General features: G+C 36.6%; 19 protein-coding genes and 2 pseudogenes. 5 read left to right on the top strand and 16 right to left on the bottom strand.

The window, feature by feature from the left end:
* Positions 1–5: 5 nt before the first annotated feature.
* Both A3835_04095 and A3835_04090 read right to left on the bottom strand, forming a co-directional pair.
* Positions 6–1,384 (bottom strand): annotated as a pseudogene (locus A3835_04095) (prephenate dehydrogenase).
* The gene (locus A3835_04090) at positions 1,381–2,127 is read right to left on the bottom strand and encodes a hypothetical protein (GenBank protein ID ORI08769.1); all 747 of its coding nucleotides are present in this window, start codon (positions 2,125–2,127) and stop codon (positions 1,381–1,383) included. Before A3835_04090 ends, A3835_04095 begins: the two are co-directional and overlap by 4 nt.
* 174 nt (positions 2,128–2,301) lie before the next feature.
* Here A3835_04090 and A3835_04085 point away from each other — a divergent pair, with 174 nt between their 5' ends.
* The 3 genes from A3835_04085 to A3835_04075 all read left to right on the top strand — a co-directional run bounded on the left by A3835_04085 (position 2,302) and on the right by A3835_04075 (position 3,963).
* Positions 2,302–2,493, top strand: a complete 192-nt coding sequence (locus A3835_04085; protein ORI08701.1) for a 50S ribosomal protein L28 — start codon at positions 2,302–2,304, stop codon at positions 2,491–2,493.
* A gap of 23 nt (positions 2,494–2,516) precedes the next feature.
* Positions 2,517–3,647 carry a potassium channel protein gene (locus tag A3835_04080; GenBank protein ORI08700.1) on the top strand — a complete coding sequence of 377 codons (1,131 nt, stop codon included), beginning with the start codon at positions 2,517–2,519 and terminating at the stop codon, positions 3,645–3,647.
* Positions 3,648–3,762: 115 nt separating this feature from the next.
* A complete protein-coding gene (locus A3835_04075; protein ORI08699.1) occupies positions 3,763–3,963 on the top strand; it encodes a hypothetical protein in 201 nt (66 codons plus the stop codon).
* Between the two features lie 25 nt (positions 3,964–3,988).
* Here A3835_04075 and A3835_04070 read toward each other — a convergent pair whose 3' ends face one another.
* The 13 genes and pseudogenes from A3835_04070 to A3835_04010 form a co-directional block, all read right to left on the bottom strand.
* On the bottom strand, positions 3,989–4,540 hold the full coding sequence (locus tag A3835_04070; GenBank protein ID ORI08698.1) for a serine O-acetyltransferase: 552 nt from the start codon (positions 4,538–4,540) through the stop codon (positions 3,989–3,991).
* 4 nt (positions 4,541–4,544) lie between these two features.
* Positions 4,545–5,450, bottom strand: a complete 906-nt coding sequence (locus A3835_04065; GenBank protein ID ORI08697.1) for a cysteine synthase A — start codon at positions 5,448–5,450, stop codon at positions 4,545–4,547.
* Between the two features lie 118 nt (positions 5,451–5,568).
* Positions 5,569–6,237, bottom strand: coding sequence for an endonuclease III (locus A3835_04060; protein ORI08696.1), 669 nt, complete (start codon positions 6,235–6,237; stop codon positions 5,569–5,571).
* On the bottom strand, positions 6,234–6,998 hold the full coding sequence (locus A3835_04055; GenBank protein ORI08695.1) for an ATP-binding protein: 765 nt from the start codon (positions 6,996–6,998) through the stop codon (positions 6,234–6,236). Before A3835_04055 ends, A3835_04060 begins: the two co-directional genes overlap by 4 nt.
* Positions 6,995–9,940 (bottom strand): transcription-repair coupling factor, encoded by a 2,946-nt coding sequence (locus A3835_04050; GenBank protein ID ORI08694.1) that lies wholly within the window; start codon positions 9,938–9,940, stop codon positions 6,995–6,997. Before A3835_04050 ends, A3835_04055 begins: the two co-directional genes overlap by 4 nt.
* Positions 9,921–11,122, bottom strand: a pseudogene (locus A3835_04045) (bifunctional folylpolyglutamate synthase/dihydrofolate synthase). The gene A3835_04050 and the pseudogene A3835_04045 overlap by 20 nt, the downstream one beginning before the upstream one ends.
* Complete coding sequence (locus A3835_04040; GenBank protein ORI08693.1) at positions 11,119–12,693, bottom strand: diguanylate cyclase; 1,575 nt, start codon at positions 12,691–12,693, stop codon at positions 11,119–11,121. The pseudogene A3835_04045 and the gene A3835_04040 overlap by 4 nt, the downstream one beginning before the upstream one ends.
* On the bottom strand, positions 12,674–13,213 hold the full coding sequence (locus tag A3835_04035) for a penicillin-binding protein (GenBank protein ORI08692.1): 540 nt from the start codon (positions 13,211–13,213) through the stop codon (positions 12,674–12,676). The genes A3835_04040 and A3835_04035 overlap by 20 nt, the downstream gene beginning before the upstream one ends.
* 3 nt (positions 13,214–13,216) lie before the next feature.
* Complete coding sequence (locus A3835_04030) at positions 13,217–15,682, bottom strand: leucine--tRNA ligase (protein ID ORI08691.1); 2,466 nt, start codon at positions 15,680–15,682, stop codon at positions 13,217–13,219.
* A gap of 8 nt (positions 15,683–15,690) precedes the next feature.
* A complete protein-coding gene (locus A3835_04025; protein ORI08690.1) occupies positions 15,691–16,029 on the bottom strand; it encodes a hypothetical protein in 339 nt (112 codons plus the stop codon).
* A 9-nt stretch (positions 16,030–16,038) separates the two neighbouring features.
* Complete coding sequence (gene secF / locus A3835_04020) at positions 16,039–17,010, bottom strand: preprotein translocase subunit SecF (GenBank protein ORI08689.1); 972 nt, start codon at positions 17,008–17,010, stop codon at positions 16,039–16,041.
* 2 nt (positions 17,011–17,012) lie between these two features.
* Positions 17,013–18,593 (bottom strand): preprotein translocase subunit SecD, encoded by a 1,581-nt coding sequence (locus tag A3835_04015; GenBank protein ORI08688.1) that lies wholly within the window; start codon positions 18,591–18,593, stop codon positions 17,013–17,015.
* Positions 18,593–18,865, bottom strand: coding sequence for a preprotein translocase subunit YajC (locus A3835_04010; protein ID ORI08687.1), 273 nt, complete (start codon positions 18,863–18,865; stop codon positions 18,593–18,595). The genes A3835_04015 and A3835_04010 overlap by 1 nt, the downstream gene beginning before the upstream one ends.
* Here A3835_04010 and A3835_04005 point away from each other — a divergent pair.
* The gene (locus A3835_04005; GenBank protein ORI08686.1) at positions 18,841–20,133 is read left to right on the top strand and encodes an apolipoprotein N-acyltransferase; all 1,293 of its coding nucleotides are present in this window, start codon (positions 18,841–18,843) and stop codon (positions 20,131–20,133) included. The genes A3835_04010 and A3835_04005 overlap by 25 nt on opposite strands.
* Before the next feature lie 42 nt (positions 20,134–20,175).
* Here the strand turns inward: A3835_04005 and A3835_04000 are convergent, their stop codons facing one another.
* Positions 20,176–21,381, bottom strand: a complete 1,206-nt coding sequence (locus A3835_04000; GenBank protein ID ORI08685.1) for a methionine adenosyltransferase — start codon at positions 21,379–21,381, stop codon at positions 20,176–20,178.
* A 137-nt stretch (positions 21,382–21,518) separates the two neighbouring features.
* Here A3835_04000 and A3835_03995 point away from each other — a divergent pair, with 137 nt between their 5' ends.
* Entirely contained in the window at positions 21,519–22,886 is a 1,368-nt protein-coding gene (locus tag A3835_03995) for a serine/threonine transporter SstT (GenBank protein ORI08684.1), read from the top strand.
* Positions 22,887–22,964 lie beyond the last annotated feature (78 nt).

Raw genomic sequence — 22,964 nt, 5'->3', positions numbered from 1 at the left:
TCTCCTTACTTGGTTACAAATACAAAGCCTATTTCGTCATCTTTTACATCTAGTCTATTCATGATGCCTACACTATTGTGATCGAAAAAAACATCATCGGATAAAATTTTAGGCAAGCTAACTTTTACTTTTATGCCTTTTTGCCAAAGATGAGTCAAAAATTTATTTGTAATGATACTAAAAATTTGAGAATATCCGCTTAAATAACCACTTGAGTCATTATTCTCAGGTATAAAAATAGAGCAAATTTTTTCTAACTTATCTTTCTTAACACCAAAGAGCACTCTTGCATAAATGTCGCCATAATACTGAACACAAATACGCAAATACTCACACTCGTCTTCTACATCAAGATCAAGCGCACTAACTTTAGTATCAACACATAAAATTTCTTCTTCCACTAATGGAGAGATGATCTTACTTGCAATTTGTGTCACATAAGATGAAATTTGAGCAACGGTTTTGTTGATGTTTACTGGCTCAGCATCAAAATCTCTTTTTTTAAGGTAAAGGATAGAGTCGTCTTTGTAAAAGTCATTTAAATTTTTATAGATAAATATATTTGCATCTTTAAGGTATGTTACTAATTCGATAGATAAATTTGATTCGTTTATGCCACAAAGCGAAATAAATGCACCTGATCTTTTGCTAATGCTAGCAAGTTTGATTAGAAATTTTGCACCCCTTATATTTAAAGCGCCAGAAATATTTACCCATAAAATAAAAAATTTATATCCGATTTTTAGCATAATGTCATGAGCTGGCATATCAAAATCTTCAATAAAATCTGAGTCCATAAAACTTTTTATGGCATAAACAACAACACCATCTTTTATAAAAGTATCTATCTGATTTTGTCTTAATCTCACATGATTTAGCTGTGACACTGCATAACTATATAAATTCTTTTTTTTATTAAACTCGGTTGCATCTCTAGCCTCAACCACATAAAATGAGCGATTTTTTAGGTAATTAGCTAAATAGTGCTTGTACTGCTCAGTTGAGTTGTAAATAAATACTTTGCCATTTGCATTATTTAGAAATTTATTTAAAAACAAGCTTGCGATATTTTCACTTTCAAACATTGAAATATTTAAAATATTCTTAACTGTTTTCATCATCAATTCATAAAAAATTTCATTGTAATCGCAAATCGCAAATACCACGCCAAGCTTTTGCGCTTCTTCGCTTAAATTTTCAATTATTCTACCAAGCCAAATAGGACTAAAAAATGTAACATTTTTAGTGAAAGCAGTATAGCGCTGATATCACGCGATAAAATTTGGTTTATGTATTTTTCACTTAATTTTAATGGAACATTCTCTGCTTCCAAAAAACCAAAAGGCCTTATAATTGCCATAGAACCATTAAAAGTTAATTTCATTTTTGTAGAGCTTTTTTAATAAATATAATGGTTTGCATCTCTGGATAAACATTGATATCTAAAATTTTATCAACTCCAAAATCATAAAATTCAGGCCTGCTGGACTCATAAGAGAGTAAAATTTCAAAAAAACAAAGCATCTCTTTATCAATCTTGCTTAATGATTGCTTACTCATATTCATTGCTTTTAAAAAAATATCCCAAAGACTAAAGCCATATTTTTTTTGCAAAATTTTATTATAGCTTACGTCAGAATACGAAATAACATCTGACATATAAGATGGAAATTTCGAAAATAAATTCTCACACACTATAATACAGGCTATAGAATACGGAGCAAGCGATAAATAGTTATAGTGCTTTTCTTTAAAAGAGTTTAATACCTTTAGCCAATCTGATAAAATTTTAGCATTAAGCTCGATCAAATCAACGATTTTAAAATTAAATACCTTATAAATTTTTGGAGATTTTAAAAATATAAAATAAGAAAGTACTATCGCTCTAAAAGTATCAATGCCAAGCATATTTGCTATTACTACCAAGTCGTTGCCATCATAAGGAATATCAAATTTTGCACGTTTAAAAATGGAGTTAAAATAAGTTTTAAAAGATGCTATATTTTGTAAAGTAGTAACTGCTTCAGTTACATTACCAGTCAACAAAAAGTGCTCGACTTTTTCAAAAAGAGTTGGCATCTGTAAAACAAAATCAACATTTTTTTCGATCAACTCTTTACTAAGCATTTTTGTATCACTCAAGATTTCTAAATATTTTTGCTATTTATAATTATAGGCAAAGGCGTTATTTTATCTAGATTATTAATAAAAATCAATTCTTTTAAAAAAGAATCTATTTAAGCATTACTTTTGTTTGTTTTAGATAAAATCAGCAGAAATTTTTGTTTATAAGGAAAAAAAATGTCAAAAAGATGTGCGATAACAGGCAAAGGACCGATGATAGGCAACAATGTGAGCCACGCTAACAATAAAACTAAAAGAAGATTCTTGCCAAATCTTAGAACGATTCGCGTTACGCTAGAAGATGGTACTACAAGAAAGATAAAAGTTGCTGCTTCTACTCTAAGAACGATGAAGAAACAATCAAACTAAGAATATAAAATGAAGAGGAATTTATGTCTTTTCTCTCAAGACTTTTAAAATTCCTCAACTGGTCAAACTCTACAAAACCAGAAATAAGCCTAGATACTGAGCTTTACGAACAATTAAAACCTTTTAGATTTCCACTAATTTCAGTCGTATTACTGTTACTTTTTGGAACATTAGGTTATGTCTTAATAGATAATTTCTCACTAATAGATGCCTTTTACCAAGCTGGCATGACTTTTACAACAGTTGGTTTTACCGAAGTTGCTCCAATAACTCCAAAGGGCAGAATTTTTACTATCACGTTTATACTTATTGGTTTTATTATATTTACACTATCGATCGGTATTGTGGTTGAGGTTTTAAAAAGAGGCACATTAATTAGCATTTTAAAGGAACGACGCATGCTTTATAGGATCGCAAGACTAAAAAATCACTTCGTTATTTGTTATCACAATCTATACACAATCGAACTTAGTGCTCAATTTCGCGAAAATCATATACCTTTTGTAGTGGTCGATGATAGAGAAGATATTGCGGAGCTAGCTCAAATTTATAAATATCCATATTTCATAAAAGCTCAGCCACACACACAAATTGCCTTTTTAAAAACACATCTATCAAGTGCAAAAGGACTTATAACTCTTAGCTCAAATATTGCTGATAACATCGCCCTTATAGCATCTGTAAGACTTTATGAAAAAGAGATAGGTCGTAGAAAGCCTTATCATATTATCACAAATGCAGAGACAGAAGACGATACGCAAAGATTAAAAAAATTAGGCGCTGACAATGTGGTAAGTCCATCTCGCTTAGTCGCGCAGCGGTTAAGTGCTATGAGCGTAAGGCCGGACATGGAAAATTTATTAGAGCAGTTTTTGTATACAAAAAATTCACCTATCGATATAGAAGAAATTCTTGTGCCTGATTACTCTTGGATAAGATTTAAAAGATTAAAAGAGACTCATCTACGAAATATTACAAATGCAGACATAGTGGGCATTAGAGATATAAATAATAATTTTGTGCCAATGCCAAATGGTGACACATTAGTAGGAACAGGATCAAAGCTTCTAGTCATCGGTACCGTTGATGGAATACGTCTAACCAAGCGTGTTGTAAAAAGCAAACACAAACCTGAAGAATTTAAATACGTATAAAATAAATTTTTCTACTTGCTCTTTTTAAAAATTTAAGCAATGGCTTGGCACCTTTTTTATATCCAAGCATTTACAAAGTCTTGATAAAATTTCTCAAATTTTTATAGGAGCCGATATGTTACATGAATATACAGACCTTATAAATGAGCTAAAGAAAACCGATGCTCGTTTTGCTGCTCTTTGCAAAAAACATGATGAACTAAATAAAAAAATAGACGACAATCTGGCAAAACCATCTGAAATTGATAATTTAAAGAAAGAGAAGTTAAAACTAAAAGACGAAATTTATACTCAAATTTTAAAGCATAAAAAGTAAGAATAAATTTATCTAATCTTTAAGATTAGATAATAAACTCTGGTTCAAATTTTGTCCCATTTACTCGAACTATTCTCGCTGGTATACCAACGACTGTCGCGTTTGCTGGGACATTTTTTAGCACGACCGAGTTTGCGCCGATCTTAGCATTTTCACCGATCGTTATGGCACCTAGTATCTTTGAGCCAGCTGCAATAGTCACACCATTTTTTACAGTCGGATGTCTTTTGCCACACTCTTTTCCAGTGCCTCCAAGTGTTACTTGATGATACATCATTACATCATCACCTATCTCAGCTGTCTCACCTATAACCACACCCATACCATGATCTATGAAAAATCTCTTGCCGATCTTTGCTCCAGGATGGATCTCGATGCCCGTTAAAAATCTTGCAATTTGCGAGATGAGTCTAGCTAGAAAAAAATGCTCTTTTTTATATAAAAAATGAGAAATTTTATGAAACAAAACCGCATGAATACCAGGGGTATTTATAAGTATTGCCAAAAAGCAACACTTATGTACCGATGGGTCTTTTTCACGAACAGTTTGAACTAGTTCCTTTAGACTCTCCCACATATTTTTATGCTCCGTAAAGCTCTGTACTTAAGTATCTTTCGCCATTATCTGGAGCTATGAAAAGTACTTTTTTGCCAGCGCCAAGTCTTTTAGCTACTCTTTTTGCAGCCACGTAAGCAGCACCGCCACTTATGCCTATCATGAGTCCATCACTTTTAGCGATTGCTCTAGCTGCGTTTAGTGCGTCATCGTTGCTTACTTTTTCTACTTCGCTAACTAGGCTCATATTCATAGTATTTGGTAAAAATCCGGCTCCAATGCCTTGAATTTTATGCGGTCCTGGGTTGCCACCACTTAAAACTGGCGATGCTTCAGGCTCTACTGCGATGACCTTAGTATCATAGCCTTTTTCTTTTAAAATTTTTGCTACACCACTTATTGTACCACCTGTGCCAACGCCAGCTACAAATGCATCAAGCTTACTAAAATCAGCCACAATTTCAGCTGCTGTTGTTAGTTCGTGAGCTTGTGGGTTATACTTGTTTTCAAACTGGCTTAGCATTACGTGATTTGGCTGAGCTGCTAGCTCTGTAGCTCTTGCGATCGCTGCTTTCATGCCACCAGATGCTGGAGTAAGCTCAAGTTGTGCGCCATAAGCAGCTACTATTTTGCGTCTTTCGATACTCATGCTCTCTGGCATGCAAAGTATCACTTTAAAGCCAAGTGCAGCACCGCACATCGCTACACCAATGCCAGTATTTCCGCTCGTTGGCTCAACGATAGTATCGCCCTCTTTTAGCGTACCGTCAGCTAGCATTTTGGTTATCATGTTAAATGCGATCCTGTCTTTTACAGAGCCACCTGGGTTAAAAAACTCTAATTTTACGTAAATTTCGGCTTCATCAGCACCTGTTTTTATCTTTACAATAGGTGTATTACCAATCGTTTTAACGATGTTATCGTAAATCATCACTCCTCCTAAATTAAATAAGATAAATTTTGTGTAAATTTAGCACAGAATTTTAAAATAGATTATAAAAAGCCCCAACCTTTGGCAAATTTATAAAGAGTTGTTACATATTAGTAGTTTAATTTTTAATGCTGCTTAATATTTTTTGGCCATTTTGGCTTAAAATTTTACCTTTGAAATTCTCTTTGCAAAACTCCAAAATAAGAGCGTGATAGAGCTTTAAAACTTCAGTCTCGTCAAATTTCTTGCTATCAAGAAATTTATAAATTTCATTATAATCAAGCGAACTAAACCACTCAGCAGCCTCGTCGTAGCACTCAAAATTATAGTCAAAATACGCCATTATCCTAAGCGCGTAAGCATCAACGACCATATATTGCTTACCACAAGCATATGCCAGTATCGCATCACAAGTCTCGGCTCCAACACCTTTTACGCTTATGAGCCACTCACGACTTGCGTTTTCTTTAAAATTTTCAAAGCTCTCAAATTCATTTTTTATAGCTAGGCAGAGCATTTTTAGACGTTTTGCCTTTGTATTGTAAAAGCCACTTGGCTTTATAAGCGTGGCAAGTTCACTGTTTTCAAGCGCGCAAATACCATCCAAGCTATCTTTACCTGCATTTTTTAGATTATTTAGAGCTTTTTCTACGTTTTTCCAGTTGGTATTTTGCACTAAAATAGCACCCAAAATAACCTCAAAAGTACCCTCACCTGGCCATTTTAGCTCATCCAAATTTCTGCTTTTATGATTAAATAAGGTTAAAAATAGATCAGTTGAAGTCATTTTAAATTTTCTTTAAAAGTAAGATAAAACTGCTTTGCTGTTCTGCCACTTCTACTGGCTCTAAGTGTTGCAAAATTTTTAGCAAGCGTATGAAGCTCCTCTTTGTCACCTGCGTAGTCTTTAAAGTAAAAATCAACCATTTTTAGATACTCATCGTAGTTGCCTTGATAAAAGCTGATCCAAAGACCAAAGCGATCGGATAGAGAAATTTTCTCCTGAGCTGCATCGCTGTAATGGATTTCGCCGTCAATTAGCTCTGAGTTTTTATTTTCGCTTTTAAACTCGCTTATTAGATGTCTGCGGTTTGACGTAGCGTATAAAAGGACGTTTTTTGGCGGTTTTTGGATAGAGCCGTCCATTATAGGTTTTAGAAATTTATACTCATTGCTACCATTTTCAAAGCTTAGATCATCGCAAAAAATGATAAATTTAAACTCACTTTTTCTAATCTCGTCGATGATGTCGCCAAGGTATTTTAGATCTTCGCATCCAAGCTCGATTATGCGAAGTCCGGCTTTATAAAACTTAGTAAAAACAGCCCTTACGAGACTTGACTTGCCACATCCTCTCTCACCCCAAAGAAGCACGTGGTTCGCATCCTTACCATCTATAAAATTTAGAGTATTTTTTAGTAAAATTTCTTTTTGTTTTTCTAGCCCATAAAGTGAGTCGATATCAACAAAATCAATATCATCAACTGGTTTTAGCATACCTTTTGTACTTCTGTAAATCGCTGCATACTTCACACCCCAATCTATCACTTCTTATCCTTTCTTAGATAGACCAAAATTTCAGCCAATACATCGTCATCATCCTTGCTACTTGACTTTAGCCTGATCTTTTCATCGTCATTTTTTGTTATTAGTATGTTTTGCTCACTATTTGAGATTGTTTTTATACCAGCTTTTAGAGCTAAAATTTTAATGATAATGACGTCTAAAAACTGCTTTGTAAAAAGATCAATCTTGCCAAATCTATCCTCAAGCTCACTTTGTATCTCGTAAACCTCACTCACTTCTTTGCACTTGCTAAGGCGCCTATAAATTTCAAGTCGTAGTCTATCTTCTCTTATAAATTCTTGATTTAAAAAGGCACTCACACTAAGCTTTAGATCGATCTTGTCAAGCTTTGCGGAGTCTTGATTTAGAAGCTTATTTATCTCATCTTCTAGCATTTTTAGATATAGCGAATAGCCGATAGCCTCGATGTGGCCGCTTTGTGCCTCGCCGATGATGTTACCACCACCCCTTATCTCAAGGTCGTGATAGGCTAGCACCGAACCAGCGCCCAAAAATGAGTTGCCCTCAAGCGCCACAAGTCGTTTTAGAGCGTCTTTACTAATGGCGTTTTTGTCTTCCACCAAAAAGTAGCAGTAGGCCTGCTTGTCACTTCTGCCAACTCGTCCACGCAGCTGGTGCAAGTCAGCCATGCCAAATTTATTGGCATTTTCTACAATTATGGTGTTTGCATTTGGCAAATGAATGCCACTTTCAACGATACTGGTGCAAAGTAATAAGTCATATTCGCCTCGCTCAAATTTCATCATCTCATCTTCAGTAACTTTCGCATTTACCTTTGAATGCAGTATCAAGATCCTAAGCTTTGGCAAAATTTTTCTTAGATCATTTGCCGTTTGCTCGATGTCTGCGATATGGTTGTGGATGTAAAAAGTCTGCCCACCACGTCTTAGCTCACGCATGATCGCCTCTTTGACGACCTTTTCGTCCCACTCTCTCACACTTGTTCTAACATCCAGCCTTGAGCTTGGCGGAGTGGCTAAAATACTATATGTTTTTATCTTACTAAGAGCCATATTTAGGCTTCTTGGTATAGGAGTGGCACTCATGCTTAAGATGTGTGAATTTTGAGAAATTTCTTTTAACTGCTCTTTTTGCTTAACGCCAAATTTATGCTCTTCATCAACCACTATAAGCCCTAAATTCTCAGCCTTTACACCAAGAAGTGCATGCGTTCCCACGCAAACTATCGGCTCATTTTCTTTTAGTGCTTTTTGCAAGCTCGACTTCTCTTTAGCGCTTGAGAAGCGATCTAGCCTAAAGACCTTTATGTCAAATTTGCTAAATCTCTGGCTTAGTGTCTTGTAGTGCTGCGAGCTAAGAAGTGTCGTTGGTACAAAGAAAAATGCGCTAAAGCCTGATTTTATACAGGTAAATATAGCATTCATCGCAACTTCAGTCTTACCAAAGCCAACGTCTCCGCTAAGCAGCCTATCCATGACCTTGCCACTTTTTAGCTCATCTCTTATATCATTTACCGCTTTTTGCTGATCACTCGTATATGAAAAGCCAGCGTCTTGAACAAAATTTAGATAAGAGATGTCTTCTTTTTGTAAAATTTTACCAGCTACAAGCTCTCTTTTTGCCGCCATTGCTACGATCTTTGAAGCGATTGCGAAGAGTTTTTCTCTAACCTTTTCTTTTATCTTGGCAAAATTTGCCTTGCCTAAGCGGTCCAGCACCGCCATAGAGCCATTTTGCGCGATGTAGCGATCTATCAAATTTAGATGTTCAACCGGTAAAAGAAGCTTGTCGTCATTTTGATAGGCGATAACCACAAATTCCTTCGTCGCGCCCAAAACTTTGATCTTTTCAAGTCCTAGAAATTTACCTATACCATAGTCTTCATGTACGACGTAATCATTTACTTTTAACTCGTCTACCACGAGGCTTGAGCGTTTAACTCGCCTTTTTTTCTCAAATTTATTTAGTGAAACGACTATCTTGTCGCTTGAAGTTATATTTACCACAAGAGGCGAAATTTCAAGTTTTACATTTGTAAAGCTATCAAGCTCATAGCCCTTAAAAAGTCCCTCATTTCTTGAAAGAACAGTTATGTTTTTACTCTTATTTAACTCAAAAAAGTCAAAATTTAAAGTGACCTCTAGATCTTTAAAGGTCTTTGGCTCAGGCAAAATTTCAATGCCCTTAAATTTCTCCTCAGGCACATCATAAATTCCAAAATCGATCTTTTTAACAAGCTTTGAGTCAAAAACTTTTAAATAGTCACTAAAGCTATCGATCGCCCAAAATCCAAGCGAATTTAGGTCGCTCACCAAGGCGTCGCTTTGCATATCCTCGATCTTTTGGCTAACTTGATCAAACTCATCTTTGCCCAAATTTGCGATAAACGGCACGATCTCGGCCTCGCTTAGCTCGGCTTTATTGCTAATTTGCGTGGCGGTGTTGTAGTTTCTTATGCTCTCAACCTCATCACCAAATAGCAAGATCCTAACTGGATCATCCATATTTACGCCGTAAATGTCGATCACTTCGCCACGGACGCTAAACTCACCAACGCTCTCAACGATATCTACACACTCATAGCCAAATCGTATAAGCAGATCGGCAAATTCATTTAAGTTTATATTATCTTTTAACTTGACCGTGGAGCTCTCTAAATTTTTTTGCGTTGGAAGTGGGTTTAAAAGGGTGCTAAATGGACTAATGATAATCTTTTTGCCATCAAATTTATAGTATTTGCTAAGTACTGATGAAATTTCAAAAAGCTCTTCGTTAAAGCTTCTTAAATCATCACCTTTTTTGGCTCTAAAATCAGGCAACCTAAATGCACTAAAACCAGCAAAACTAGCCGCATCAGCACAAAGAGCCGCTTCCTTCTCATCTTCACAGATAAGAATTTGCGGAGCATTTGCTAAAAGATACTCATAAACCTTTGCTTGCATAGTACTCTTTTAAAAAGGCTTCGACTAGATGAAATGAGCCAAAAGCTAGATAAATTTTGCCGTTTCTAGCCTCTTTTACGTCGTTCATATCGCTTAGTTCAAAGTCTTTGTATGAAATTTCTAGCTCATTTAACGCCTTGTTTATAAGTTCTCCGCCAAGCTCCCTGCCATCGCAGTGGTAGTGATATAGTAGCACGTCATCAATAACCGGCTTAAGTGCTGCTAAAACTGCCTTGAAATCTTTATCCAAGAACGAATTATAGACTAAAGTAAGCTTCTTACTGGCAAACTCACCTTGGCTAAATTTCTTAGCCACAGCCTTTGCGCCAAGCTCGTTGTGACCAACATCTACGTATAAATTTGAAGCAATCTTTTCACATCTGCCTCGAAGTGTGAGAGTATCAAGCTTTTTTATGTCTATTTTGTTATCTAAAATTTTAGCAGCGGCGTAGGCTAGAGTTAAATTTGATCGTAAAAACTCTGGCAGATTAAATTTATCTGCATAGCTTGCGATCTCGCTTAAATTTTCTTTGGTTAAATTTTCTCTTGGGAAGCTTAAAGTGGAGCCTTTTTCACTTGCGATCTCTTTTGCGATAGCGATACTTGTATCATTCATTTCGTCATTTAAAATAGCTCTTTTGCCCATGGCTTTAAATTTCGTGCGTGAAATTTCTTCTAGCTATCTCCAAGAACTGCCGTATGATCAAGGCCAATGGGCGTAAAAATGCTTAACTCTTTTTCAAAAACATTTGTCGCATCCAGCACACCGCCCATACCAGCTTCGCAGACAAAGTAGTCGCAACCCTCAAAAAGCACCGCAGAAAGCAGCGTCATATACTCAAAATAGCTCGTTTTTATCTTATATTCATCACTTAGAATGGCTTGCAAACGCTCATGAGCTGCTTCTAAAATTTCATCACTAGCGACCTCACCATTTAACCAAAATCGCTCGTTAAATTTAAATATATGCGGACTTGTGTAATGCCCTACTTTTGCGCCATTTTGGCCTAAGATTTGCGCCAAAAAGCGTCCTGTGCTTCCTTTGCCGTTTGTGCCTATTATGTGAATAATCTTAAATGGCTTTATATGTTCTTTTATAGTCGCATACGCTCTAATAATCCTGCCATAATCGATCTCTTTATAGTAAAGTGGCTTGCCGTCAAGAAATTTAGATAGATTCATTTATCCTCGATTATCTTTGGCATTACTTGATTTCTACCATTTTCTTTTGAGAGATAAAGCATCTTATCAGCAGCCTCAAGCGTCATTGTCTCACTTAAATTTGCACTTCTTGTCGCTATGCCAGAACTAATAGTAACCTTAATGCGCTCATTTTTATAGATAAATTTAAAATTTTCTATCATGCTTCTTAGCTTATCTCCAAATTTAACGCTATCTTTTAAGCCAGTACTTGGAAGTAAGATTACAAATTCTTCACCACCGTATCTACCAACAAAATCAACCTTTCTAGCATTTTTCTTAAGTACTTGAGCTACTGCCGAGAGTATAACATCTCCAGCCTCATGACCATAAGTATCGTTTATTTTTTTGAAATAATCAATATCAACAAAGCAAATAGAATAGTCGGTACCATAGCGTTTATATGCTTCTTCGATGCGTTGAATCTCATTCATCAAAGCACGCTTAGTAGATACTTTTGTCAAAAAGTCCTCTTTACTCTCAAGCTTAGCTTCCTCAAGCTCTTTTTCAAGACTGATCACTCTATTTTGAAGCTCTGAAATAGTAGCTTGCCTATTGTGCATCTCTATGCCTAGCTCTTTACTCTCGATCTCCAAAGCGCTAGCGATCTCGATAAGCATACTTCTTACTTGATCGATACTATTTGTGTTTAAATTTACATTTTTAAGATCATTTTTAATACTTTTTACTTTATCTGTACTACTTTGTGAACTAGCTGCAATATCAGAAATTCTCTCGCTTATATTTTGTAAGATATTATTTAGCGAACCAACTTTTTCGATTATTTCTGTTCTATCTTCTTCGATTCTACGATCAACAAATGCTTTTACTTTTTCTTGAAATTCTTTACTATTTAAGCTTTTAGGATTTTGCTTTAAAATGCCTCTTATCGTGCTTAATTCATCAGCAAGCTCTCTTGTAATAGAAGGCTCAAGGGCAAAATTTAAAAGCTCAGCCAAAGCATGTTCTTCGCTATTTTCATCTTTTTGTGCAAGAAATTTCTCAAGCTCAGAACTCATGGTTTTTAGATCATCAAAATCTCTTACGCCATAATATTTTAAAAACTCCAAAAACTCAGTATCGTACGAGCTTATAAAGTCAAACCATTTCAAACAAATATCGTCAAGATTTTTCTCATCATATCTTCTAGCAAGCAGTTGCATACTTTGCTCTGCTAAGGTTTTTGCATCTTTATTGTGAAGCATTGAGATAGCTTGGAGAATTCTTCTAGCAAATGCGTTTAGTGATTTTAGCTTTTTATCATCAGTCGCAAGACCCATCCCTTGCTGAGCGCCTCTAGATAGCCTAGCAGTCATAAAAGCAACAAACTCATCGACCGTCTTTATATGAAGGCTTATGGCTTGATTTTTATATTCATCGCCAAGCCTTGAGATATATTTTTCTATCTTTTTGCTCTCTTCTGTTGTAAAGCCGTATTTTTTAGAAATTTCATTATAGACCTCAGTATAATTCTCTGGCGTTAGCATCAAATGGCGATCTTTGATCTCATTTAAGGCTTCCTTGACTATTTGACTAACGGTTACTGCTGCCATTTCTATATCCTTTTACCGCTAAATTTGCGATATACTCATCAAAGGCCTCTTTTGACGCCTCTTTGATAGCTTCGTATTTTTGAGTATCACTAATGACACTATCTGCGTATCTTACGCTTTTTTGGCGTCTTGCGACACTAAAGTCATATTCGCCAGTAGCTGGAATGTCAACCACGGTACCATCTTTAAATCTTGTCTTATAGTTTAGCCTTAAAAATGCTTTATATGAGGTGATATAACCAAACTCATCATAAATTATTGCTTCGTAATTTAAATCTTTTACCGAAATAATTATCGAAGTATCAGCACTCTCTTTACTTGATAGGTTTTTATTTAGCCTTGCCACCATACCCTCTTTTACAGCATCCTTTATCCAAACACTATTTTTTGGCTCTTCTTTACTAATAATCACATCGACGTAAATTCTCTCACCGACAAGATCTTGCGTGATCTTTGATACTGGTTTATAGCCACACCCACAGATAAATATCGCTACAAAAAATGCTAAAAAGTACCTCAAAATTTATCCTTTAATGACAAAATTTACTAATTTGCCTTTTATGTAAATCTCTTTTAAAATTTCCTTACCCTCAAGCCACTTAGCCACATTTTGTTTAGCTATGTTTAAAATTTCACTCTCGCTCTCATTTGCAGCCACTTCAAACTCTGCTCTTTTCTTACCATTTACGGTTATAGCCAGGCTTATGCTATCTTTTACAAAAACCTCTTCTTTCATCTCAAGTTTTGTAAAATTTTTGCGACCAAATAACTCTTCGCTAAGCTCGTTTGCAATGTGCGGCACGATAGGCTCAAGCAAATTCAAAATAATAAAAAAGCCCTCAGCATTTACATCTTCGTTATCCTGCGCATTTATGGCATTTAGTGCCTCCATACACGCAGCTATCAATGTATTAAAAGCAAATGTATCACCAAAAACCTCAGTTGATTTTTTGAGCGCTTCATAAATTTTTAGCCTTGCAAATTTCTCATCTTTGCTTAAACTCTCATGGTCTATGGTTGGGATTTTATCCATCTTTTTGATAGTTTGTGCCTTTTCCCAAAGTCTATTTAAAAATCTAAATGCACCCTCGACTGCACTGTCATTCCACTCAAGCTCTTTTTGAGGAGGAGCAGCAAACAGGATAAAGAGTCTTGCCGTATCAGCACCATATTTATTAATAATATCGTCAGGGTCTACGACGTTGCCCTTGCTTTTGCTCATCTTTTTGCCATCTTTTAAGACCATGCCTTGAGTTAGCAGATTTTCAAATGGCTCATCGTCCCTTAGATAGCCAAGATCTCTTAAGACCTTTTGGAAAAATCTAGCGTATAAAAGGTGTAAGATCGCATGCTCGATACCGCCGATATACTGATCTACATTCATCCAATAATTCACGCTCTTTTCATCAAGCGCTTTTTGCTCCCAAGTCTTCTCATCGCTTGCAAATCTAGCAAAATACCAGCTACTCTCCACAAATGTATCCATCGTATCAGTCTCTCTGATCGCGTCTTTGCCACATTTTGGACACTTTGCAAATTTCCAAGTTGGGTGTTTATCAAGGGGGTTGCCCTCGCCTGTGATCTCAACATCTTCAGGTAGCGCGATAGGCAAATTTTCCTCTTTTTCAGGCACTACGCCGCAGCATTTGCAGTGCACTACTGGTATTGGCGCACCCCAGTATCTTTGGCGAGAAATTCCCCAGTCTCTTAGTTTGTAGTTTGTGATCCTCTTGCCAAGGCCATCTTTTTCAAATTTCTCTATTATAAAGCTTTTAGCCTCTTCTGAATTAAGGCCATTTATCAGCTCAGAATTTATAGCAACTCCATACTCAGAGTATGCTTTAGAGCTATCGCTCTCGCCATCAAGTGGCTTTACGACTGGTTTTATAGGTAGATTAAATTTAGTTGCAAACTCGTAATCTCTTTGATCATGTGCAGGTACAGCCATGATAGCGCCACTGCCGTAGTCAGCTAGGATGAAATTTGCAACCCAAGCTGGGATCTTTTCATTTGTGAGTGGATGAACGACGTAAATTCCCAAAAATTCTCCGTCTTTTTCGCTCGCTTGACGCTCTCTTGGACTTTGATTTAGGATTACTTTTATCTTTGCCTTTTTGCCTTCATCAATTTTATCACTCTCAAGCAACGCTTTTACTATAGGATGCTCAGGAGCAAGGGCTGTGTAGCTAACGCCGTAAATCGTATCAGCTCTTGTAGTAAATACCTCAAAGCCATCAAATTTACCACCTAAAGCCTCTTTTGAAGCCTCATCAAGATAAAATTTAAACTCCAAGCCGTAGCTTCTGCCGATCCAGTTTTCTTGCATTGTAATTACTTGATTTGGCCATTTGCCTTCAAGAAGCTTCAAATCGTCAAGTAGCTCGCTAGCGTATTTTGTGATATTGAAGTAATATCCTGGAAGCTCTTTTTGTACAACATCATTACCACATCTCCAGCATTTGCCATCCTCCACCTGCTCATTTGCAAGCACAGTTTGATCGTATTCGCACCAATTTATAATTGCATTTTTTCTATAAACAAGCCCTTTTTCAAACATCTTTATAAAAAAGCTTTGCTCCCACTTTGTGTAAAGTGGGTCAGATGTGGCTAAAATTCTCTTTTTAGAAAATGAAAAGCCAAGGCTTGCTAGCTCTTTTTTCATATAGTCGATATTTTCATAGGTCCAAATTTTAGGGTGAATTTTATGTTTTATGGCTGCGTTTTCAGCTGGCATGCCAAAGCTATCAAAGCCAATAGGATGAAGCACGTTGTAGCCGCTTTTTCTATATGATCTAGCAAGTGCATCGCCAATAGAGTAGTTTCTTACATGCCCCATATGTATGCGTCCACTTGGATATGGGAACATACTTAGGATATATTTTTTTGGCAAGCTTAGGTCATCTTTTGGTTCAAATTCTTCATTTTTATCCCAAATCTCTTGCCATTTTTTTTCTATCTTTAAAGGCTCATATTTTCTCTTTTCAGCCATTTTTTCTCCTAAAATTCTTCTTGAGCTTTACTTGATTCTATTAAAACCAAGGCTAGTGAAAATATATTTGCGATGACTGCACCAATAGCCAACGAATAGCTAAGTGTTATATTTTCAGAGACTTGCAGAATAACAAAAGCTGGTATAAGGTGTAAATCAGCAACCAGCGAGCTTGCAAAAAGCTCAGCTGAGAGTAAATTTTTAACACCGATCTTAAGTAGCGTTGAAACCAAATTTATACTAGCCGCCACAAAGAGTGCAATCTCATTTTTATCATATAAAAATTCTGCCGTAGTCGTAAGACTCATCAATGCAAAAAATATGTAGATAACTTTTCCCCAGTTCATTATCCCTCCTTACACAACGCCTTTCTCAAACATAGCACGCTCTTTTTCACGCTCTTTTTTTATCTTTTGCTTTTCAGTCTCTCTACTTCTAAAATGCTCGATGCTAAATTTAAACCAGATAAGAAACGGCGAAGAGATGTAGATCGAACTGATCGTTCCTATGACAATACCAACGATAAGAATAAATGAAAATCCATGTATCATATCTCCACCGAATAAAAATAACACAAGAACTGTCATCATCGTAGTTGCTGAAGTTAGGATAGTTCTTGAAAGTGTGGCTGAGACTGACTCGTTTATAACACCTTCAATATCAGTTCTCTTACTCTCTTTGATGCCTTCTCTTATCCTATCAAAGATAATAATCGTATCATTTAGTGAGTAGCCAAGAACTGTTAAAACAGCCGCTAGTGTGTCCAAATTTACATCGATATCAAATAGTGAAATAGCACCGACGGTTATGACTATATCGTGAATTTCAGTTGCGATTGCAGCTAGTGCAAATCGCCACTCAAATCTAAATGTAATATAAAGAAGCACGCCAATTAGTGAAATTCCAAGAGCCATCAAGCCCTTTTGCCTAAGCTCGTCACCAACCTTTGGACCAACGATATCAACACGTCTTACCTCAAAATTTCCAGTATCTTTTAAAATTTGCTTTATCTCAGTGCCAATGTCACCAGTTAAATTTGAACTTGATCCTGAAAATCTAATAACAGCTTCATCTTCACTCCCAAACTCAGTAACAGAGGCATTTTTAAGCACTTCATTTGTACCAAAAGCGTCACGAATTTTATCAAGTGGAGCTTTGGTGTCGTATTTTAGCTGAATAAGCGTACCGCCAGAGAAATCAATGCCGTAGTTTAACCCCTTTGTAGCAAGTAAAACAATAGAGCCAACAAATAAAAATATAGAAAATGCTAGTGAAGCAAATCTAAAACGCATAAAATCATAAACTTTTGCTTTAGTAAAAATTTGCATCTCTAGCTCCTTTTATAACCAAACCAAAGTCTGGTATTTCCACTTTTTTCTATCTTGTCCATGACTGCATCAAACATGCCATGTGTGCCAAGTATAGCTGTTAGCATCGAAGCCATGATACCTATTGCCATTGTTACTGCAAAGCCTTTAACTGGGCCAGTGCCATAAGCGTAAAGCACCGCAACTGTGATAATGGTAGTTAAGTTTGAGTCAATGATCGCACTCATGGCGTGCTCATAACCCTTTTGAACAGCTGTTCTTATCGCCACGCCTTCACGCAAAAGCTCGCGGATACGTTCATTTATGATGACGTTTGCATCAACCGCCATACCGATAGTTAGCACGATACCAGCCATACCTGGCAGAGTAAGCGTCGCTCCAAAAAGTGCCATAACAGCGACTAATATAACGACATCCGCAACTAGTGCGATATTTGCAAAAATTCCAGAAATTCCATAATAAACTAGCATAAATAGCACGACTAAAATAGATCCAGCAGCAAGAGCAACCATGCTTTGATTGATGCTCTCTTGGCCTAAAGATGGGCCAACACTTCTTTTTTCTAGCATCTTCACAGGTGCTAAAAGTGCACCACTTCTAAGTGCGATCGCTACATCGTGAGCCTCATCAAGGGTAAAACCACCGCTGATCTGGCCGCTGCCGCCACCTATTCTTTCGTTTATAACTGGAGCTGAATAAACCTTGCCATCAAGCACAATAGCAAGCCTTTTACCCACATTTGCGCCAGTAAAATCACCAAAAATTCTAGCGCCTTCTGAATTTAGTGTAAAATTTATGATCGGTAGGTTATTTTGCTGAGAAAATGCAACCTTTGCGTCAGTTAGCATAGAGCCGTCAAGCACTGGGATATTTTTAACGACATATTTCACGCGGTCATTTTTAGCATCCTTAAAGATCACGTCGCCGTAGCTCTCAGCTTCAGCCTCACTCATTGTATTGGCCTGATCTTGCCTTTTATCATCAACTGCCATAAGCTGTAAGTGAGCAGCCTTTGCGATAAGATCTCTTGCTCTTTGCTCATCCTCTTCAGTCTTTATACCAGGAAGCTCAACTAGGATATTGTCTTTGCCTTGTCTGGCAACAGTTGGCTCAGCTAGGCCAAACTGATCAAGCCTATTTCTAATAGTTTCAACAGCTTGCGAGATCGCATACTCGATCGTATCCGTTCTTTCTTGTTCGGTTAAAGATATGCTGTAATTTAAACCATCTTTTTTGATATCAAGCCCCTTTATCTCAGCCAGTGCTTTATCTACTTTTGGAGCTTCGTCGCTATCAAGAAGAGTAAAGTCAATGTTCTCTTCTTTAATCTTAAATTTATCAATTAACACATCTTCTTTTTTAGCATAATAATTTATACTTCCAGCTATTGATTTTATTTTTGAGTGAATAGCTTCGCTCGTTTCAACACCAAGTAGCATATGAAGGCCACCTTGAAGATCAAGACCAAGTGAAATTTTAGCTCCGCTTTGTGTTTGAAAAAAAGATGGCACCGAAAAGCCAAAACCAAAAATCAAAGCCAATATTAAGATAATTAGCCTATATGTGACTCTTGCGTTACGCATTATTTATCTTCGATCTTTTTAGCTACAAACTCGCGTGCTATGCGAACGATTACATCATCGTTAAGTTTAACTTTGATAAAATCATTTTCGGCCTTAATCACTTCGCATATAAGTCCGCCATTAGTTATTATCTTATCGCCTTTATCAAGAGCTGCAAGCATCGCTGCATGGGCTTTTTGTTGCTTTTGTTGAGGTCTAATAACCAAAAAGTAAAAGATAGCGAAAAGCACAACAAGGGGTAGTAGTGATGTTAAAAATTCTGCGTTTTGCATGGATTTCCTTATTTGTAAGATTTTTAAAGGGACATTTTAGCACTAAAATTATAATAAAAGCCTTTGTTGGTGCTTTTTTGCTCTCTAACTTCATTTTTTTAAGCTTCTTTGAAAATTCGCTCTTGAATTTCATCTCACCGTTTTTAACTTTGACTGGAATTTACATCATCATAAATTTAAGCAGGGCTGGATTTTTTGTAGCTGGATTTTTCACTGGAATTTTATGGTTTTATTGGATCAGCTTTAGTTTTATCTACTATGATCTGATCTGGCTTATACCATTCGTTATCCTATTTGTGGCCCTTGTTTACGGCCTTATGTTTTGGATGGCCTCTTTTCCAAGCTTTGTAGCACTAAGAGCCATTTTGCTATTTTTAGTAAGCTACGTTCACCCATTTGGCTTTAACTGGTTCAACCTTGAAGCCACGCTTGTTTTGGGGCCTTTTGAGCCAAACACGAGAGGGCTTATATTTATATTTTTAGCAGCCATCTCTTTAAGCTTAAATAATAAATTTTTAAAATTTGGCCTAGCTTTTATCTGCCTAATCGCCGCTTTGCAGTTTAAAAGTAGCGAGGCAAAAACTCTGCCATTTGATGTGGAACTAATAAACACAGATGTCGCTCAAAGAGTACGCTGGGATAAGAATTTACGTATGAAATTTACAAATGAAAATTTAGACATGATAAGTAGCGCCATAGCTGGGCAAAAACGCCTTATAGTCCTTCCTGAGAGTGCATTTCCACTATTTATGACAAATGAGCCACTGCTTGTTGATGAGCTAAAAGAGCTTTCAAAAAAGATAACCATCGTAGCTGGCGCACTTGCCTATGAAAATAAGCAAATTTACAACTCTGCATTTTTGTTTCAAGATGGCAATCTTAGGCGAATGGATAAGAAATTTTTAGTCCCTTTTGGCGAAGAAATTCCTCTACCAAATTTTATGCAAGATGCGGTTAATAAGCTATTTTTTGGCGGAGCTAGTGACTTTAAAAAGGCTGAAAATTTTAGCGACTATGAGATAGATGGAGTTAAAATCAGAAACGCTATCTGCTACGAGGCAACAAGAGAGGAGCTTTATAAGGGCGAATTTGACGCGGTCGTGGCCATCACAAACAATGGCTGGTTTGTGCCAAGTAGTGAACCTGTACTTCAAAGAGTGCTTATAAAGCACCTTGCTACAAAATATAATAAAGCGGTCTATCACAGCGTAAATGGCTCAAAAAGCGAGATCATAAAGCCCAAAAAAGCATTTTGGGATGAGTTTTAAAAGAAATTTAAAGTGGCTTTTAAGATAAAGCCACTTTTTTGATTATTTTTTCAGTAAAGCCTTGAAGGTATCAACCGCATCAAGCTTCTCCCAAGGGTATTTTGCATTTCCCACTTGACCTTTTGCAGCTACTTTTGCGTATAAAAATGTCTCTTTGCTTGGCTTATCAAGACCAAATTTATTTGTAATCCAGCGAGGTGTTAGAGAAAAATGCTCGCTTACAAAATTTGAAAGCATATCGTCATTTACGCCATTTGCATGAGTTCCCATGGTATCAACACTAACTGAAGTTGGCTTTGCAACGCCGATAGCGTAGCTTATCTGAACGATACATTTTTTAGCAAGGCCAGCTGCTACGATATTTTTAGCTATCCAGCGCGCTGCGTAAAGTCCGCTGCGATCAACCTTTGTGTAGTCCTTGCTTGACTGAGCACCACCACCTATCGGGCTATATCCACCAAAGCTATCAACGATTAGTTTTCTGCCTGTTAGACCACTGTCGTGAAGTGAGCTGTGGTTTACATATCTGCCTGTTGGGTTTATATAAATGATCGTTTTTTCTTTATTATATAGCTCTTTTGGAAGGCCAGTTTCGTCTATTAAATTTTGAATCAAAGCGCGAAGCTCTTCTATCTTCATACTCTCCGTGCAAGGAGCAGAGACGACGATAGTGTGGATACTTTGCGGTTTGCAGTTTTCAAAGTTGTCTTTGCTACCATAGTCAATTGTAACTTGTGTTTTTATATCAACACCAAGTTTATCGGGGTTTGCTTTTGCAAATTTATAAACTTTATCGCAAAGCATTCTTGCGTAAGTTATAGCCGCTGGCATAAATTCTTTCGCTTCGCAGCTTGCAAAGCCAAACATGATGCCTTGATCGCCTGCTCCTATCTCACCACTACTTTGATCAACACCTTGATTTATATCTGGACTTTGTTGATTTAAACAAACTTTGACCTCGATATCATCTGGGTGCAAACACTGCTCTTTTGTAAAATTACTCTTTCCATCATATCCGATATGTGCAAGAGCGTCCTTTACGATCTTTTCGTAGTCCTTATATGAGAGTTTTACCTTTGAGTTTATCTCTCCACCTATTACTATGTTTTTTCCAGCCACAAAAACTTCGCTTGCAACACGACCATTTGGATCTTGTGTTAAAATAGTATCCACTATGCTATCAGCGATTATATCAGCACATTTATCTGGATGACCTGGACTTACAACTTCAGAGGTAAATAGATACATTTTTATCCTTTTATTAACTAAAATTTTGTGCAATTGTAACAAATCTATTTAAAAAGCTAATTAATCTTTATCAAATTCTTTATATTTAAAAATTGTTTAGCTAAAATCAACAAAAAACTAATTTATTAAGGTGTCAAATGAATATGCTTAAAAACATAGCAAGAAGATACGCCGATGGAAATTTGATAGTTCAAATTTTAGTTGGTATCATTCTAGGTGCCCTAGTTGGCTTTTACACACACTACGAAGCAACTCCTTACAACAATATTTCAGCTAAAATTCAAACTATTCAAAACGAGAGTGGTTTGAGCGTAGATGAAGTTATAAAAACTCGCCTTAGTCAGGATGAAGCCAAGCAGCTAAATGAAGCCAAAGAAAAAGCTAGCTCAGCCGATTCTATCGCTGCTTCAGCTTCAGTTTTAGGCGATTTATTCAAAGGTGCTTTAAAAGCTATCGCACCAATTCTTGTCTTTGTTTTAGTAGCGACATCCATCATTTTAAGAGATTTTGGTCATACAAAAGGTATGCAAAAGATCATTACACTCTATCTAATTGGTACATTTTTAGCAGCCGTTGTTGCAGTTGTTGCTAGTTTCTTATTCCCAGTGGAGCTTTCTTTAAAAGGTCTTGCAAGTGCTGATATGTCAGCGCCTCAAGGAATTACCAATGTTTTAAAAGATCTCATTTATAAAATGGTCGAAAATCCAATAAACGCCCTTGCAAATGGCAACTATATAGGCATCATTACCTGGGCAGTAGGCAGTGGTATAGCACTTAGAAATTCCACAGCTGAGACCAAAAAAGTATTTAAAGACATAAGCGATGGTGTAACTCATATTGTTAAATTTATCATTAGACTAGCTCCATTTGGCATCTTTGGTATGGTTACTATCAGCATTCATGAAACTGGGTTTGAAGTACTTGCAGGATATCTAAAACTAATTTTAGTTCTTGTTGGAGCAATGCTTGTTGTCGCATTTATCATCTATCCAGCCATGGTTTTTGTATTAACTAGAAAAAATCCTTATCCACTTGTCATGATTTGCTTAAAAGAGAGTGCTATTTCAGCATTTTTTACAAGAAGTTCAGCTGCAAACATCCCTGTAAATATGGCGCTTTGCAAAAAGCTTGGTCTAAAAGAAGAGCTTTATTCGATCTCGATCCCGCTTGGAGCTACTATAAATATGGGTGGAGCAGCAGTTACGATCAGTATTCTAGCGCTCACAGCGGTAAATTCTATTCCATCTATAACAGTCACATTTGGTGACGCGCTGCTTCTTTGCTTCATATCTGCACTTGGAGCATGCGGCGCTTCTGGTGTAGCTGGTGGCTCTTTGCTTCTAGTGCCATTAGCGTGCGGTCTTTTTGGTATCAGTAATGACATCGCAATGCAGTTTGTAACAGTTGGTTTTACCATTGGTGTTATCCAAGACTCAGTTGAAACTGCGCTAAATAGCTCATCAGACGTGCTTTTTACAGCAGTAGCTTCAGAAACTTCAAACTAATATTCATAAAATTTCAGCTAAATTTTGGCTGAAATTTTACTTTTATCCATTTTTTTGTAAAATATCCCAAAAATTAAA

Origin of the sequence: Campylobacter concisus, from assembly GCA_002092835.1 — a bacterium.
Taxonomy (GTDB): domain Bacteria; phylum Campylobacterota; class Campylobacteria; order Campylobacterales; family Campylobacteraceae; genus Campylobacter_A; species Campylobacter_A concisus_K.
This window is presented reverse-complemented; position numbering and strand designations above follow the sequence as displayed.